The 16,835-nt window shown below is 36.5% G+C and carries 17 protein-coding genes and 2 pseudogenes; 16 read left to right on the top strand and 3 right to left on the bottom strand.

The features are described from left to right. Positions 1–11: 11 nt before the first annotated feature. From DPG01_RS08395 to DPG01_RS08450, 12 genes are all read left to right on the top strand, one after another. Entirely contained in the window at positions 12–521 is a 510-nt protein-coding gene (locus DPG01_RS08395; RefSeq protein ID WP_110974777.1) for a phage major tail tube protein, read from the top strand. A 1-nt stretch (position 522) separates the two neighbouring features. Next, entirely contained in the window at positions 523–795 is a 273-nt protein-coding gene (locus DPG01_RS08400) for a phage tail assembly protein (RefSeq protein WP_110974778.1), read from the top strand. A gap of 218 nt (positions 796–1,013) precedes the next feature. Next, positions 1,014–3,755 (top strand): phage tail tape measure protein, encoded by a 2,742-nt coding sequence (locus DPG01_RS08405; protein ID WP_110974795.1) that lies wholly within the window; start codon positions 1,014–1,016, stop codon positions 3,753–3,755. Continuing rightward, positions 3,755–4,213 (top strand): phage tail protein, encoded by a 459-nt coding sequence (locus tag DPG01_RS08410; RefSeq protein ID WP_110974779.1) that lies wholly within the window; start codon positions 3,755–3,757, stop codon positions 4,211–4,213. Before DPG01_RS08405 ends, DPG01_RS08410 begins: the two co-directional genes overlap by 1 nt. Position 4,214: 1 nt before the next feature. Then, positions 4,215–4,424 (top strand): tail protein X, encoded by a 210-nt coding sequence (locus DPG01_RS08415; protein WP_110974780.1) that lies wholly within the window; start codon positions 4,215–4,217, stop codon positions 4,422–4,424. After that, a complete protein-coding gene (locus tag DPG01_RS08420) occupies positions 4,415–5,404 on the top strand; it encodes a phage late control D family protein (RefSeq protein ID WP_110974781.1) in 990 nt (329 codons plus the stop codon). The genes DPG01_RS08415 and DPG01_RS08420 overlap by 10 nt, the downstream gene beginning before the upstream one ends. Positions 5,405–5,501: 97 nt before the next feature. Beyond that, complete coding sequence (locus tag DPG01_RS08425) at positions 5,502–5,792, top strand: type II toxin-antitoxin system HigB family toxin (protein ID WP_110974782.1); 291 nt, start codon at positions 5,502–5,504, stop codon at positions 5,790–5,792. A gap of 1 nt (position 5,793) precedes the next feature. Then, entirely contained in the window at positions 5,794–6,195 is a 402-nt protein-coding gene (locus DPG01_RS08430) for a helix-turn-helix domain-containing protein (protein ID WP_110974783.1), read from the top strand. 60 nt (positions 6,196–6,255) lie between these two features. Continuing rightward, positions 6,256–6,540 (top strand): HigA family addiction module antitoxin, encoded by a 285-nt coding sequence (locus tag DPG01_RS08435; protein WP_110974784.1) that lies wholly within the window; start codon positions 6,256–6,258, stop codon positions 6,538–6,540. A gap of 226 nt (positions 6,541–6,766) precedes the next feature. Next, the gene (locus DPG01_RS08440; RefSeq protein ID WP_110974785.1) at positions 6,767–7,957 is read left to right on the top strand and encodes a DNA adenine methylase; all 1,191 of its coding nucleotides are present in this window, start codon (positions 6,767–6,769) and stop codon (positions 7,955–7,957) included. A 3-nt stretch (positions 7,958–7,960) separates the two neighbouring features. Then, positions 7,961–9,718, top strand: a complete 1,758-nt coding sequence (locus DPG01_RS08445) for an AAA family ATPase (RefSeq protein WP_110974786.1) — start codon at positions 7,961–7,963, stop codon at positions 9,716–9,718. Then, positions 9,711–10,511, top strand: coding sequence for an HNH endonuclease (locus tag DPG01_RS08450; RefSeq protein ID WP_162622331.1), 801 nt, complete (start codon positions 9,711–9,713; stop codon positions 10,509–10,511). The genes DPG01_RS08445 and DPG01_RS08450 overlap by 8 nt, the downstream gene beginning before the upstream one ends. Before the next feature lie 76 nt (positions 10,512–10,587). Here the strand turns inward: DPG01_RS08450 and DPG01_RS08455 are convergent, their stop codons facing one another. Continuing rightward, complete coding sequence (locus tag DPG01_RS08455) at positions 10,588–11,067, bottom strand: Arc family DNA-binding protein (protein ID WP_110974788.1); 480 nt, start codon at positions 11,065–11,067, stop codon at positions 10,588–10,590. 150 nt (positions 11,068–11,217) lie between these two features. On the opposite strand from DPG01_RS08455, the gene DPG01_RS08460 reads away from it, so the two are divergent. The 3 genes and pseudogenes from DPG01_RS08460 (at position 11,218) to DPG01_RS08475 (ending at position 14,372) form a co-directional block, all read left to right on the top strand. Further along, positions 11,218–12,015 (top strand): Bro-N domain-containing protein, encoded by a 798-nt coding sequence (locus tag DPG01_RS08460; RefSeq protein WP_110974789.1) that lies wholly within the window; start codon positions 11,218–11,220, stop codon positions 12,013–12,015. 503 nt (positions 12,016–12,518) lie between these two features. Next, positions 12,519–13,535, top strand: coding sequence for a tyrosine-type recombinase/integrase (locus DPG01_RS08470; RefSeq protein WP_110974791.1), 1,017 nt, complete (start codon positions 12,519–12,521; stop codon positions 13,533–13,535). A gap of 30 nt (positions 13,536–13,565) precedes the next feature. Further along, positions 13,566–14,372, top strand: a pseudogene (locus DPG01_RS08475) (phospholipase D-like domain-containing protein). Positions 14,373–14,394: 22 nt separating this feature from the next. Here the strand turns inward: DPG01_RS08475 and DPG01_RS08480 are convergent. Further along, positions 14,395–14,691: a hypothetical protein gene (locus tag DPG01_RS08480; RefSeq protein WP_110974796.1), complete on the bottom strand. Its 297-nt coding sequence runs from the start codon at positions 14,689–14,691 to the stop codon at positions 14,395–14,397. Positions 14,692–15,165: 474 nt separating this feature from the next. Between DPG01_RS08480 and arsH the strand changes: the two are divergent. After that, positions 15,166–15,669 (top strand): annotated as a pseudogene (arsH, locus tag DPG01_RS08485) (arsenical resistance protein ArsH); the annotation flags it as partial. 40 nt (positions 15,670–15,709) lie between these two features. Here the strand turns inward: arsH and DPG01_RS08490 are convergent. Continuing rightward, positions 15,710–16,636 carry a LysR family transcriptional regulator gene (locus tag DPG01_RS08490; protein WP_110974792.1) on the bottom strand — a complete coding sequence of 309 codons (927 nt, stop codon included), beginning with the start codon at positions 16,634–16,636 and terminating at the stop codon, positions 15,710–15,712. Between the last annotated feature and the right edge of the window lie 199 nt (positions 16,637–16,835).

A 16,835-nucleotide genomic window follows, 5' to 3' on the forward strand; every position in this document is an offset into this window, starting at 1 on the left:
GAGTATTTGAAATGGGTGTAGCACAAGATATTCGCAAGAATTTTAATCTCTTTGTCGATGGTAAAGGTTACGCAGGGAATACTGATGAAGCCAACATGCCAGAGCTAGCGCTTCAAACTGAAGAGTATCGTGCAGGTGGTATGGATGCACCGATTGATATCACTATGGGGATGGAAAAGCTAACTGCTGATTTCACCTTAAACTCACACAGTAAAGATGTGTTGTCGTTGTTTGGAATCAAAGAGGGTAGCACCACATCATTTACCGTGCGTGAAGCGATGGAGTCATTTGACGGTACTGTAACGGCTGTTGTGCATAACCTTACAGGGAAAATCGTTAAGATTGGGCAAGGGACATCAAAAGCTGGTGAAGCGCCAAAAGATAAATATGATTTGTCTTTAACTTATTACAAGCAAACGATTGGCGGCACAGTCGTTCATGAAATTGATGTGATCAACATGGTTCGTATTATTAATGGCACAGATGTATTAGCGGATATTCGCTCAGCGTTAGGAATGTAAAATGACAACTAAACCAAACTATATTCAAGAAGACGAAGGCATCAATCTGATTACTTTAAGTCGTGCCTATGATGGGATTAATCAAGTTCAAATGCGTGAACCTACGGTACAAGACTTACTATCAGCAGAGCTACAAACTAAGGGTAAATCTGATGCCGAACAAGAAATCACCATGTTTGCAAATATCTGCGAGCTTGCTCCTGATTTTTTTAAAAAATTGGGCTTAAAAGATTATAAACGTATTCAAGAGTCTTACCGACTTTTTATCGAATAGGTACAAAAGATATCCGTACTTTTGTACTTGGTCTAGCATCACACACATCATGGTCACTGTCGGAAATCGAAAGGCTCTCAGTTTCTAAGTTATTATGGTGGTGTGATGGACTACCCAAAGAAACCGCTTAAGTGCGGTTTTTCTTTGCATAAGTGAATAATGAATAAAAAACCATAAAAATATCAAAATTGCATATTGGTCTGAGTGTGCTCTATGCAATGGCAAACAAAAAATTAAGTGCAATTATCACGATTGGTGGCGAAGTCGCAGGATCTTTGCGAACAGCCATTGGTAGTACGACTACCCAATTAGGAAAAATTGGCTCCGAAATTCAACGAGTCAAAAAGAATCAAGCGATGCTAGGTGAGTCGATCCGAACCTTTGGTAGCATGGGTAAGAATGTCGATAGTTTACGTATGCGTTACTCTGGCGTGACTGAAGAATTAAACCGACTCACTAAAGCGCAAGAGAAATTAAACCGTGTAGAAGAATTAAGACAAAAGAATGCTTCGTTGAAGAGTGCTGCAGGTAGCGTATTGGGTGGAACAGTTGCAGCTGGTGTGGCCATGGTGGTGCCTGTCAAATTGGCGATTGATTTTGAAAGTTCTATGGCTGATGTTAAAAAAGTTTTTAGTGGGACAGATTCACAATTTAAAGCAATCAACACAGAAATTCTTAAAATGTCTACGACACTGCCAATGGCTGCAAAAGATATCGCAAATATTGTTGCCTCTGGTGCACAGTCGGGTATTGCAGTGGGCGAATTAACAAAGTTTGCTGAAACTGCTGTAAAAATGGGGGTAGCTTTTGACATTGGTGCCGAAGAATCAGGCCAAGCAATGGCAGAGATGCGCACTGCATTTAAAATGTCTCAAGATGAGGTTACTTCGCTTGCAGATAAGATTAACTTCTTAGGAAATAATACACCTGCAGCAGCAAAAGGCATCATGGAAATTGTGCAGCGTATTGGACCATTGGGCGAGGTTGGTGGTTTTGCATCAGGCTCTATTGCAGCACTTGGAGCTACGATCCGTGGTATGGGTGTTGCGGAAGAGATCGCCGCTACTGGTATCAAAAATATGATGCTTGCCTTGGTCGCAGGTGAATCAGCTACTAAAAGCCAAAAAGCTGCCTATAAGGATCTAGGTTTAGATTCTGAAAAAGTGGCCAAAGACATGCAGATTAATGCCGAGGCAACAACATTAAATGTTCTCAAACAGGTTTCTAGTTTAGATAAATACAAACAGGGTGCCATATTAAAAGATCTGTTTGGCTCAGAATCTCTAGGCTCGATTGCACCATTGCTCACAAATATGGAGGCATTAGAAAAAAACTTAAACGGAGTATCTCAAGCAAATAAAAAAGCATGGGATGGCTCCATGCAGGCTGAGTATGAAGCACGAGCAAATACAACTGCAAACAAACTCCAATTGCTAAAAAATAATGCCGTTGGCCTAGGGATTACGATAGGAACTGTATTGTTACCTGTAGTGTCATCAGTGGCAGAAAGTATGTCTCATGTTATTGGATCAGTAACTAGTTGGGCGCAAGCAAATCCACAGTTGGCTTCTACTCTTACTAAAGTTGCGGTTGGTGCTATTGCAGTCGTAGGAGGTATTGCAGCAGTAGCACTTGCTGTGACAACAATTATTGGACCGATTGCGTTGGCTGTAAGTAGTTTTTCTGTTTTGGGAGCTAGCTCAGGTGTGGCAATTACTATGTTGGGCAAGATGATTGCACCTATCAAGATGGTTGGTACTGTATTTGGTCTTGTTGGAAAAGCGATGTTAGCTAATCCAATGATTTTTGCAATAACAGCAATTGTTGCAATTGTGGCAGGCGCAGCATATTTGATCTATAAAAATTGGGAACCAATCAAGGGGTTCTTTTCAGACCTATGGGGTAGTGTTCAGTCGGCTATTGGTTCAGCTTGGGAGGGCATTAAATCCACATTATCGGGCGCTTGGGACGGTATTAGGGATGTATTCGATACTGGTCTTAATTTTATTAAAGGTATCATTAAAAGTGTTGATGAAGTTTTTGCAAACAATCCAATTTTAAATTTATTAGTTCCTATTATTGGTATACCCCGATTAATTATCGCTAACTGGTCCAGTATTTCATCTTTTTTTAGTCAGTTATGGGCGACGATCTCAAGCTATTTTATGGCTGGTGTAAATACAATTAAAACTTATTTTGTGAATGGTTTTAATGCTATTTACGGTGTAGTTAGTACAGTGTGGACTTCAATTGCTTCTTCTATCAGAACTGCATTTACAACGGTATCAGGTTTGATTAGTGCTGGAATGGCTACAATTGGCTCATTTATGTCTAGTGCATGGGTGGGGATCAAAAGTATTGTTTCTAAAGCGTGGACAGGTCTTTGCACTCTATTTTTGACTATCACACCTCTTGGCTACATTGTACAAAACTTTGATGCTATTAAATTGTTTCTGTCTAGCTTGGCAGGAACCTTTATGGCAATTGGAAAGAATATTATTGATGGCCTTATTTCGGGGATATTGTCAGGCTTTGAAAAATTAAAAAGTGTATGGAAAAGTATTAACAGCTATATGCCAGACTTCATGAAAAAGAAGATGGACATTCATTCTCCGTCACGCGTTATGGCAGGCTTGGGTGGGTTTATTGTTGATGGCATTGGTGTAGGCATGGAGAGACGTACTCCTGCTTTAAAACAGCAATTTGGTGGTGTTTTAGATACGTTTAATCAGTCTGTATCCACACCAAGTTTAAGATCAAATACTCCCCAATCTACTCCAATAGATACACTCTCAGCTAATAGCAATAGTGCAGGATTAAGCCAAAATATAACAATCATTATTCATGGTGCGCCTGGACAAAACGTAAATCAACTTGCAGACCTTGTAGCACAAAAAATTAATCGAACAAAGGCTGTAATTCAACGTGGCTCAATGGTTGATGCGGGGTATAGTCAATAATGGATGGTCAGATCTATGGCACATTTCTAACGATGATGCGACTTGGTTCCTATAAGTTTTGTATCTATACCGCAGCTTACCAAGAGCTAAATCGCACCACTAACTATAAATGGGGCGAACAAGCCGTATTTGGGGATTGGGATAATTTACAGTTTTTAGGGCCTGGTGAAGATACGCAGTCATTAACAGGCGTGGTTTATCCTGAATTTAAGGGTGGTACTGGGCAGATTGATGAACTTCGTAGTTTGGCTGCGACGGGTGTTCCTCAATTATTGATCAGTGGCACAGGCAAGATCTTGGGCTATTGGGTCATCAATAGCATTACAGAAGGTCAGACCAAGTTTGCTGCATTTGGTGTACCACGCCGTCAAGAATTTACAATCAACATGCGTAAATACTCAGATAGTACAGCCCGTTTAGGTCTGTTGTCTGGAATCATGAATGCGGTAGGGTTTTAAGATGGCACAATATTTAACTAAAGCTGGAGATATGCTGGATGAAATTGCATATCTATATTATGGCAACACCAATAACAAAGTGGTTGAACGAATTTTAGAAGTAAATTTTGGTATATCTCAATATGATGCGTTATTGCCAGCTGGCGTACTGATTGAGTTACCAGAAGTACAACAAAGCACTGAAACACGCAAGGTGAAACTATGGGACTAAGACCTTGTTTTTCCGTGATTGCGAATGGTGCAAATATCACATCGGTTATTGCAGATCTCTATGAGTCTATTACGGTTACAGATGGTACAGGTTATGAATCAGATACCTGTGAGATTTCATTGATAGATGATCCGATCCGACCGATTGAGTTACCTAAAAAAGGTGCAGAATTAAGAATCTCTATGGGCTATGACTATGACATGACAGATATGGGGTTATTTATCGTCAGTGAAATATCATTATCTGGTCCGCCTGAAAAAATGGTCATTCGTGGTCGTGCGGTACCACAATTGACCAGTAAAAGCGGAATGACTTCATTGTCTTCTCAAAAAACACGTTCATGGCCAAAAGGTACGACGATCTCTGCTGTCGTGACTAAGATCGCAAGAGAGCATAGCTTAGATCCTATTGTGAGTAATTCTGTATCGGCTTTAAAGCTTCCTCATTTTGATCAGTCGGACGAGTCTGATTTAAACTTTTTAATGCGCATCGCCAAAAGGTACGATGTGGTATGCAAGCCTGCAGGTGGAAAGTTACTTTTTGTTAAGCGTGGTGAGATTGAATTGCCAAGTTTAACTTTAGTGAAGCAGCAGGTCGGTGATTGGGAAATGACATCCAGTACGAGCGATAGTGTTGGGACTACGATTGCATATTGGCATGATAAAAAGGGTGCAAAAAAGCATGAGGTGAAAGTTGGTGATGGAGAGCCAGTCAAAAGACTCAGGCACATCTATCAGGATGCTAAAAGTGCGCAATCAGCAGCTCAAGCATCATTAGATCAATCGCGCCGTGGAGAAGAGCGCTTAATTTTAAATTTACCAGGTAATCCCGAAATCTCAGCCGAGAAACCGCTTACTCTTGTAGGGTTTCGGGAGGGGATTGCGGGAGATTGGGTTATTGAGCAAGCCACACATAGCATTGATAAATCGCTTGGATTTAAGACGAGTATTCAGGCTGTGAAAGATTTGAGCGATGGATAGACAAGGCTATCCTACCTATTTGGTATTCGTATTTAAAATATTGCAAAATGCGATAAATAGGTTATACTTTGTTTATAGCAAAATGCGATAAAATATTATGCATGTGATCACTCACGCTCGAATTATAGAAGCAATGCACAAGTGGCCACAGGCTGAAACAGCATTAGATGGTTGGTATCGAATTATAAAGGCAAACGATCCGAAAGATTTTGCTGAGATGAAACATCTCTTTCCAGAGGTCGATAAAGTTGGAAAGTTCCATGTATTCGATATTGGCGGGAACAAGATCCGACTTATTGCAGTCGTGATGTATCAAGCAAAACGTGTGTATATCCGTGATGTCTTGTACCATAAAGAATATGACAAAGGTCATTGGAAGGAAGGTTAGTATGAACGCGATGATTAAACAGGCCGTAGACCACTGGCACTACGTTGCACCATTGCTCAGCAAGCCAGAAAATGAAGACGACTTTCATACACTTGTTGAAGCTTTAGATGAACTTTTAGATACTGTTGGTGATGACGAGTCCCATCCTTTAATGGGGCTTACTCATCAGCTTGGTGATTTGGTTTCTGATTATGAAAATGAGCATCTTCCTATGCCCAAAGGGGATGGTCGCGCTGCGTTGGCTTTTTTGATGGAGCAACATGGTTTAGGTCAGTCTGACTTGGCAGAGGTTGCAACCCAATCTGTGATTTCTGAAATTTTAAGTGGTAAACGCCAACTGAATATTCGTCATATTAAGGCATTGTCTGAGCGGTTTAATGTATCGGCAGATACGTTTTTCTAGATGATAGAGCGCTGTATTGTGGATTATCTGGACTATCACTAAGGTGTAGGAGTACGAACTATGAATATGATGTTTAACGCACCACATCCTGGCGAAATGTTGCGGGAATACATGGGTGAAACTCCTGTGACTGAGGCTGCTCAAGCGCTAGGTGTTACTCGAGCAAATCTTTCTCGTATTTTGAATGGCCATACAGGTATTTCAGCAGATATGGCGATTCGTTTAAGTGAGGCTTTAGAAACTTCACCAGAGTTTTGGTTGAATTTGCAGATGCAACATAACTTATGGAATGCGAGTCAGCGTCAGCGACCAGTTATAAAGAAATTGGTTCAGGATTTTGCATAAGAAAAGCGCCGTGAGGCGCTTTATTTTTAATGCTAAATAAATTTGATTGACAAAATTTAATTTAGAGTTGAACAAATCTACGGATTGATGATTCTAAAAAGTTTAATTTGAAGGTAACTTGTTATTTTTTGATCTAGCTGTAAAGTAATCACTGCACGTTTAAAAAAATACTGTGTTAACATGCTCAGTCGATATAAAAATCCGAAGTTTTTCGTTAGGTTCATCTATGCAGTTAGCTCATCCATTTCAAAGAGAAGTTGTACCACCTCATTTGATAAAATACATGGGCTCTAAAGCAAATATTATTGATTTTATAGTAGATAATATTCATAAGATAAATGCTAATGGGAGTCGAACAGTTTATGATTTGTTTGCAGGTACATGTATTGTTTCTGCACACTTAAATCGTAGTTATGATGTAGTCATTAATGATGTACAAGAATACTCAACAATTCTTGGAAAGTCGTATCTAAAAAAAGTACAAAAAAGTGAAATAGATGTAGTTAGTTTTGTCGAACAAGTAGAAGAATACGTTGAATTTTTTAAGAAAAAGTACAACATCAACTTTTTTTATGAATCAAGTGTTAGTCGTGATGAATACTTAGAAGTTGAGCAATTAGAAAGACAGTTGATGACTAAGAGTTTTAGCCAAACTGATCATCATCTATTCGTACAGAATTACTCTGGAACATATTGGTCATTTCAGCAATGTCTATATATTGATGCGATATATCGGATCGCTCAAAAATATCGAAATACTACAGTTTATGAACTAATTTTAAGTTCTTTAATGTTTGCAATGTCGTATTGCTCTCAGAGTACAGGGCATTTTGCTCAGTATAGAGATGTGAAAGATGATAAAAACTTCAAAGATATTCTGTTGTATCGAGTCAAATCAGTTGTGGATTTATTTGTTTCAAAATTGAATCAACTGCTTGCTTATGATCGCTCCTCTAACAAAGAGTTTGAAAGCTATACATTATCATTTGATGAGCTGTTAAAAAAATCTGATAAAAATTCGATCATTTATGCTGATCCACCTTATGGAAATGTGCATTATTCACGCTTTTATCATGTGCTAGAAACTTTGGTTAAGTATGATTATCCGGAAGTTAAATTTAAGGGTAGATATAGACAAGATCGTCATCAATCACCTTTTTGTAAAAAGAGTGAGGCTAGTGATGCTTTTGAAAAAATGTTCTCTTTAATCAAAGAGAAAGATTCAGCTATGGTATTGAGTTATAGTGATGGTGGTGTTATAGAGTTAAACAGTTTATTGGCTCTTGCACAAAAGACTTTTGGTGAATCTTATGATGTAAGTATTCAAACTATGGAATATTTACATAGTAGACTTGGTCGCACTGGTGGAAAAAATATCAATGTCAATGAAATATTGATTATTGCTGATAAGGTATGATCTATGGAATATGATGTTACCAAATTAAAAACGTCTTGGACGAAATATGATATTGTTCAGACTTTAGATTTACTTTTCGATAAAGATACTCTAATTTCTTATATAGAGGCTGCTAAAGCAGGGTCTCCCAAAATTAATACTCCTATTTTAAAGGCATTTTTAGGAGTTGAAAATTTAGATATTGAAACATTGCCTTTCTATTGGTTTGAGATTTTAAAATATCCTAAAGAAAAAAAACTATTTGGGTTGTTCTCTCTAATACTTACACACCATGAAGTAATAGATGTTTTTAAAAAATCATCATATTCAAATATGATGGGTAGTTTTATTTTTGAACGGACAACAAAGCAAAACACTAATATTCGTAGTTGTTTAGTTGAGTCTGAGGCAGCTAAGCCAATTTTTAGAAGGGAAAAAGAAGTTCCATATAATTTTTCTACCATTCTATTAAATAAGAAAGTTGGTGCATTATTTAAAGAGTTATTAATTGATCGTTTAAATTTAATTTCATTGACTACTGAAGTGAATGAAGAAAATTACTATAATTTAGTTGAAGAACTTGAACTCTATAAATGTTTTTGTTGTGATAATGGGGTATTTAGAAATTGGCTTGAAGAATCATCATTTTCTATAAATAATAAAAATGTAAATTTCCCACATCTAAAGGAAGTTAAAATAAATCAATTTTACTCTATTGAGGAAGAGATTGAGCTTGATTTTGAAGAATCGAAAGAGATTTATTTTGTTGGTGAAAATGGTGATGGTAAGTCCTTGATATTAATGGCAATGTATTTGGCATTTAATAAAGAATATATTTTTGAATATACTGATCAAGAAAAAACAGGAAAAATTAGAGATATAATTAACGATAACCCAAAGCTAAAGTTGTCTGGAAAAGATACAAATGAAAATTCAAAGCATTTAATTAATTTCTTTACCTATGGAACTCATCGTGGCAGATTTTCAGCAGAAAATTATGAACAATATGGGTTCATGTCTTTATTTGATTCTAATGAAACTTTAATTAGTCCTGAACAATGGATAAAAGATCAAGCATTACTAAATATGAATAATGCTGGTGTTAGTATTGAACTTATTAAGCAGACCTTGTTTGAACTTCTTGATAAAACAGTAAATATTGAATTGAAAGAAACGGAACTATTTTTTGAAGAAAAAAATAAAAAAGAGCTAAAGTTCGATCAACTTTCTGAAGGGTTCAAAAGTATTACAATTTTTGTTGTTGATCTATTGTTCAGATTGCAAAAGATATCTGGCGATAACAGTGATATTTTTCAAACTTCAGCAATCGTTGTTATTGATGAAATAGACTTACATTTACATCCGAAATGGAAACAAACAATAGTATCAAAGCTGAGATCAACCTTTAAAAATATTCAATTTATCTTTACTACGCATAGCCCGACTATTATTCAAGGGGCATCTGATGATGCAATTATATTTCGTGTATTTAGAAATGAAGATGGCATAACTCGTGTTACGGATAAGTATTACCGTAAAGATTTAAATAATATGATGTTAAATACTTTGGTAACGTCATCATTATTTGACTTAAAGTCTGCTAGGCTAGATGAAGATAATGATAATGCTGATACAAGTGATGATTACTTGTTGTCAAAAATACATCAGCAAGTTCGTGATAGATTAGAAAATCAGAAACAACAAGGTGAAAAGAAATTCATCTCTAGTGAAGATGTAAATAGATTGATCCAAGAAGTTCTAGATGAGTTTGAAAATGATTAAAGTTGACAAAGACTTGAATGATATTCCCCCTTCATTAAATTCTAGACCAGAAACTTTGGCTGGCAATGAACGAACAAAAGCCAGAACAACTCATTCTCGTAGATTAGAGCTTATCTCTGCAAAAAAATATATAGATCATAAAAATTACAATAGTAGATATAAAGTTAAAGATATAAAGGATGCACTAGATACTATTTATAGTAAAAAATGTGCATATTGTGAGTCTGGTATAGAGGATAGACATGTTGAACATTATCGACCTAAAAGCACATACTATTGGTTAGCTTATAGTTGGGATAATCTATTGATTGCTTGTTCTACATGTAATAGTAAAAAACTGGCAAAATTTGCTACTTTAGCAGCTAAAGTAAGGTTTCGACGTGGTTCAAAAATAATTTTAAATATAAATAGCTTATCCGAACGTTATAATGCTGCTGAACAACCCAAATTAGTTAATCCTGAAATTTTTGATCCATCTCCTTATTTGCTTTTTGATATATTGGGGGGAATTTCATCAACACATATTAACGTAGATTATACTATTGAAACTTGTAAGCTAAATAGAACTGAATTGAAAGATAAGCGTAAAAAGTTAATTAATGATTTTAGAGATGCTCTTGAAGCGGAAATAACATTACTTAAAAATCCCGACGAACAATATAATGCTGCTAAAGTTTTATTCCGAGATTTTGTTAGAAAATCTCGGAATAAGGAAGAGGTGTTTTTGGCTTTTAGAAAATTTCATATAGATAATAATAGTTTAGAATTAATAATCAATCAACTTTTACCATAAGGTGCTTTTTAGACACTAAAACTCTCATCTCTAAGAATAGAGCCTTAGGTAGCACCTGTAAAAAGTAAGCGGTGATTTACTTTTCGTTATTTTTTTTATGAAGATTTTCCATATATTTATCTGTAATATGGTCTTCGACAATCAACCATCCAAGACTTTTTTTACCGTTGTCTACAACATCAATATGATTGTCGCCTTTATAAACTAAAACGTCTTTATTAAAAAACTTTAATGAATTCCAAAAAGAAGAGCCACTTAATACTTCAAGAGAAAGATGAATATCATCTCGAAGTTGGTCAAGTTCTTGTGTGTAATCTAAACTAAAATTATTTATAAGTTTTCCATAAATAACACGTTTTTTTCCATTGGCTAGATGAACGATTTTTACATCAGATCGTGCAGGTGAAGAAACATCCTTCTTTAAAAAGCTCTCTTCCAATCTCGCCACAATATCCGCATTCATAGAGCGGTTTAGCTCCTTAGCCGATTCTGCAATTTTATTTTTTAGTTCTTGTGGTAAGCGCAAATTATATGCGACACCTAAATGTTTACCCATGACTTCATCCTGAAAAATTCTGTTGACATGGTATCAAGTGGACATATATATTTGCAATATGTCCAGTGGACATTATTTTAAATAAAAAATACCCCGAACATTCTTGGCGGAAGACGGGGTATCTACCAATTATTTTCGAGAACAATTGATATGAACAGTCTAACATTTAATTCCATGCAATTTCATCCAATAGAACTCAATGATCAGCAAATTTGGATTACATCATCTGATCTTGCTCGTGCATTAGGATATGCGCGAGAAGATTCAGTATCTCGTATTTATGATCGTAAAGCAGATGAATTTACTTCTGATATGACGAAAATTGTCCCCAATCCTCAGACCGTCAATTTGACGGTACGGGTTTTTTCATTACGTGGTTGCCACCTCATTACATTCTTCGCCCGCACACCAGTCGCTAAAGAATTCCGCAAATGGGTACTCGACGTACTCGAAAAAGAAATACAGCAACAGCAAATCGACACACGAGTAAAAATCAACGCAGAACAACAAGCTGAACTTAAAGAAATCGTAGACCGACGCTCCGAGGGCAGCACAAAGAAACGTACTGAACTTTGGGCAAGACATAACAAACACTTTCGCATTTCACGTTATAGCGAACTCTTGGCTATGCACTTCCAAGACGCTGTGGACTACCTAGAAACCATGCAGATCAAAGCAAAAGGGGATATTCATATAGATGAAAACCAATCTATAGAAATACTCTGTGGCCAAGCCAAACTTTTCCAAGCATGGTGGAATACCCATAGCCCGACACTGGTAAAACTAAATCCATTACTGGTGTCCATGTTGCATGACAATATGTTCTATATGACCTATGCCATATCGGATCTATGCAAAAAGTACCATGTAGAACTGCCAGCATACGACTACCAACACATGTTCGAGTTAAAGACCTTTCCGCATCAAAGGTACAATTTATTGAAGTGAAAATGACCGCCTGAAAGGGCGGTTTTTTATATCTTGTGTTCGTAGATTGCAAGCCAACTTTTAAGACAAAATTTCTATGAGAAATTTGAAGCAAAAGACGAAAAAAGCTGTAGAGAAATGATGCTCTAAATTATTGATTTTATTGGGTCTAGTTTGGTAAGAAAGTGACTAAAATACGCTCAAAAATAAGCAATGAAATTGTTATATTCTAAAGGCTTAGGTCGGGTTTTGACTTCATCTTGACATCGTAGAGGTCTCCAGTTCGAGTCTGGATATACCTACCAAGATATATATTGAGTAAAATCAATATTTTAAGGGGAGTATTGTAACGATATTTCCCTGTTTTTATTGTCAAATAGGTCAGCTTTGGGGAATCAAAATACCCAAAATTTGCATTAAAAACTGCTTTATATTTCGCTTTCGGGCGCCATTTTGAGATGGTCGTATGTATCTCAAGATGGATGGCGCCCGTTTTCGGCACCAAATATTGAGAGTTTATTAATATGCAAAAACCTGTCAAACGCGGCAATGCCTGGCGCATCCAAGTCAAATACAAGCATCTTCGTGATGCCGCAACTAAAGATACCTCACAAGAATGTATTCAATGGGCGCACAAGCGACTCATGGAATTACAGCTTGAGTATGAGAAGCAGCTCAAAAATTTAGATAAACCCCAGTACACCGTAAAGCAGCTATTTAATATCTATTACGAAAAAATTGGTCAGTTTACTAAAAGCAAAGTCTACATCAAAAATCACATTAAATATTTAGAACGGTATTACGGCAAGCTGACTGAATATTCTATTTATGATCTCACGCCAAAGCTAATCACTGAAAATAGAGAAAGACGACTGCAGTATGTGAAAGCAGGGACGATTCATAAAGAAATGAGCCTTGGATCTTCTGTTTTCACATTTGCAGTACGTGAACTATTCTTACTGCCTTCTAATCCATTTAATTTGGTTAAGAAGCCAATTAAACCACCTGCACGAAAGAACCGTATAAGCCAAGATCAAATCAAAATGGTTTTGGTGGGTTTAGATAATTATGAAGAAGGTATGGTACCTAAAACACCAGCGCACTATGTAGCTTGGAGTTTTCTATTTGCATTGGAAACTGCTATGCGTAAAGGTGAGATATTAGGAATTGAGAACCAACATGTCTTTCCTGATTATGTTCATTTGCCTGATACTAAGAATGGTACCTCACGAGATGTCCCACTAACGACAAAGGCAAGAGCGCTATTAGATATACTGCCTAAGCGCGAAGGGTTACTGGTCAAACACAACTCCAATTCGTTTAGGTTGCTTTGGCAGCGTAATTTAAAGCGTGTCGGACTTGCTGGAGCATTTACGTTCCATGATTCACGTCATGAGGCCATTACACGCTTTGTGAATAACCAAAAATTGCCTGTTGAGATATTAGCTAAGTTGACTGGGCATAAAACCATTGGGGTTCTTGTGAACACATACTACAACCCAACCGCTTCTGAGATAGCAAAAATGCTAAATGCTGCTTAAGATATGCCCCATTGAATGGGGCTTTTTATTATGCAGATTTCTGATTTATCATTAAATGAATTAACAACAGTAATTTTGCGTGAATTTTCTTCAGAGAGGAGATCGGGCCCTGATATTGTAAAACTATTTAATTATTTCGGCTTCAGTGATGATTATTGGGAGTTGAATAAAAAAGGGGAATTTGGTAGTAGAAGGGACTTTACAAATAAAAAGCTTGCTGAGATAAATGGAACTTTTAAATTAATTTCCTTGATCGAGATTTTGGTTGATGATCGCCAAACACAAAATCCTGATGAGATTGCATGTGAACTCAATAAAATATTGAAACATGATGGTTTATTGCTTTATAAAAATGAGAATGAAATCTATAAAATTGGTGGAAAATCTATTCAAGAGGATTTACAGCTCAAGCCTGTTTTTGAAAAAATAGAGAAAGAAATAATAGAACATATCAAAACTAGTAAGTATTCCGTATGGGTTGCGGTTGCATGGATTACTTCTAAGCCGATAGCTGAGGCACTTTATAGGCAACATCAAAAAGGGGGTAACATAAGAATTATAGTGAATGATGATAGTTTGACTGAAAGCAAGGGAATACGCTTTGAAAAATCTGAGATCGAATACTATTAAGTCTCACCTAAAAATGGCAATTTCAATAATTTAATGCATCATAAATTTTGTGTTATTGATTTCAAGAAAGTTATTACGGGTTCTTTTAATTGGACTGTGAAAGCATCATTTAATAATGAAAATATAACTGTGATTGAACAAAAAGATCAAGCTGAGAAATATGCGGACGAATTTATAAAGCTCATCAAAGATTTACCAAGAAGATAGAGAGCACTAAGCCCCCATTTTTTTAATTTTTACGCCGTGCTCCACGTTTAGAAGCCATCACGTTGAAATTTTCTAAGATGGGCATTACCTCTCTGGGATCATATAGATGCTTGTTATCGTCACCTTTATTAAAAGCACCAATCTTTTCAATAATGGTTTTACGAGAAAGGTTAAAGCGCTGCGCTAGCCATGCTGCAGTTACTCGATTCGGGAATTCCTCTGCTTTAAGTTCAAGAACCTTACCAACATTTGGAATAGTGTCATGTAGGAAGACTTGCGGCGGATGTTCTGCTTCAACAATAACAATATATTTATTCATACCCATTTTATTATCCTGTGAAACTGGTGTTCTTATGAAATGATCACAGAGGGTCAGCTATATGATCACTTCACAAGAACACCAGAATAAAAACTTAAGATCCACATTATCAAAATATTTTAAAAAAAGATGAGAAAAGTTTAAAAAAACAAAAAAAAGGTTTATTTTTTAATTTATTATATCAGTAAAATAATCCAAAGTTTATTTGGGTGGGGTTTTGTAAAATGTGTAATTCTGTTTTGTAAAGTGATTTGTTGAAAATATTATTATAAAATAAGAGTGTTAAATTTTTAGAAACGCAAACTGCTTAACCGACCTTTAAAAAGGGTCGGCTATTAACGCATACTGCTTTTTCTTTTAGTTTTTTACTTATTTATTCATCATAAATTTTAAACGGATTATTTAAGTTGAGCAAAATGGAGTTCTTTTTATTGCTAAGCTCTCTACCAATTTCAGAGATATTAAACTCATTAAGGTTTACCCTTACCCGAAGATGCGGACACTGAACATCCAAAGGTTAAAGAATTGCATGATTTACTGGCTTGGGCAGAAGGTATGGTGTGGTGCTCACCTGAACGCCATGGCTCAATGAGTTCAATTTTTAAATCGCAAATTGACTGGATACCTCTAGCAGGTGGTGCGATTCGTGCAACACAAGGCAAGACTTTGGCCTTGATGCAGGTGAGTGGCGGTTCGCAGTCTTTTAATAGCGTCAATCAAATGCGTATTTTAGGCCGTTGGATGCGTATGATCACTATTCCGAACCAATCCTCTATTCCTAAAGCTTTTTTAGAGTTTGAAGAAGACGGCAGGATGAAACCTTCAGCCTTTTATGATCGAATTGTCGATGTCATGGAGGAGCTATATAAATTCACGCTACTGACGCGTGGACAAAGTCAGTACTTCACAGACCGTTATTCAGAGCGGAAAGAGTCGGCAGCAGAATTATCTAAGCGTGTTAATCAGCGGAGTTTATAGGATTAACTGAAAATAAATATGGGCACTGTATGCTATCTAACTATAAAATATTATCCCAATAAGGAGGGGTACCAATTTCTTTCATTATAAAATCAACTACGGTTCTTACTTTTTGTGAACGAATTCTGTTTTCAGGAGAAACAAGATGAATTCCAATAGAATGAGAGTCGACTGTACTAGTCCATTGAGGAAGTAAAGGAACTAGTTTTCTGTTTTTGAAGTTATCATGTTCAAAAATCCAAGTAGGGAATAGCACAATACCTCTTCCTTCTAAGGCTGCTGCAACTAAGACTTCTGCATTGTTACTCTTTAATGTACCTTGCGGTTCTAATACAATAGGTTTGCTACTATGTTCCTGTCGGAAGTACCACCTTTGAGTGCCTGAAAGCCCCTTATAAACAAGACATAAATGTTTTTTGAGATCTTCGGGTGAATCTGGTATGCCATATCGTTCAAGATATTCAGGACTAGCACACAAAACATACTGCTGGTCACAAAGCTTTCTTGCAATTAAGGCAGAGTCATGTAATAAGCCAATCCGTATTGCAATGTCTACACCTTCCTGTACAGGGTCAATAAATGTATCAGTTAGAGTTAATTCAACCGATAAATCAGGATATGTGTCTTGTAATTTATTAATGATAGTTGATATATGTAGCCGACCTAATGCAACGGCTGTATTAATACGTACTAACCCTTTTACGCCAAAATTCTTACCTGCAACTTGCTCATTCGCAAAGTCAAGAGTATCAAGTACATCCCTTATTTGAACGTAGTACTTTTCCCCAATTTCAGTAAGTTTAACAGACCGTGTATTACGGTAAAAAAGTTGCTGTCCAATTTCTTGTTCAAGTCCCGATATAAATCGGGACACAGAAGAGGGAGGAACTTGAAAATGCTTTGCTGTAGCTGCAAAGCTACCTGTCGTGGCAACCATAACAAAATAACGTAGTGCGTTTAATTGCATTCTTCGTCAGTTCCTAGAATCTAATTTAAGGTTTAATTGTTGCTAATATAGCAACTATGTTTTGATTAATTGATGAATTGTGGTGTCTAAGACAATTAAATACAATCTCATCTTCTCTTGTCGTGGAAATAATTTATGAAACAGTTATGGATTTTTCCATTAGTTGTTTTTGCTGGTATGGGATTGTCTGTTGAAGCGG

This window comes from Acinetobacter sp. WCHAc060042 (assembly GCF_003231195.1).
Lineage (GTDB): Bacteria > Pseudomonadota > Gammaproteobacteria > Pseudomonadales > Moraxellaceae > Acinetobacter.